Source organism: Vibrio sp. 1180_3 (assembly GCF_029478545.1).
GTDB lineage: Bacteria > Pseudomonadota > Gammaproteobacteria > Enterobacterales > Vibrionaceae > Vibrio > Vibrio aestuarianus.
This window is the reverse complement of sequence record NZ_SJFM01000213.1, coordinates 1-340: the sequence shown is the minus strand read 5'-3', so window position 1 is coordinate 340 and position 340 is coordinate 1. Positions and strand designations below refer to the sequence as shown.

Here is a 340-nt window from a genome sequence, read left to right as displayed (position 1 = left end):
TTTCATACATTTGACCATGTAATCGTAGAGTATCAGTCCGTTCGCTTTCGCCGTCTCGATGATGCTATACAGCAAAGCACTCGCATCAGCACCAAGCGGATTCGTCGAGAATAACCAATTTTTTCTGCCAATGACCAGCGATTTGATTGCGCGTTCCGCTCGGTTGTTGTCGATAGATAAATGCCCATCTTCAACATAGCGTATCAGCTTAGGCCACTGACCCAAGGTGTACTTGATGGCTTTACCAAGAGGACTCGATTCGATGACTTTCTGCGTGGTTAACCAGTCATAGAAGTCATCCAACATCGGTTTAGCCTGCGCTTGTCTTTCTGCCCAACGC

At 47.1% G+C, this 340-nt stretch carries 1 protein-coding gene; it reads right to left on the bottom strand.

The features are described from left to right. Positions 1 to 340: transposase (locus tag EYW48_RS21635; protein ID WP_277433096.1), on the bottom strand; the 340-nt coding region annotated here is incomplete at both ends.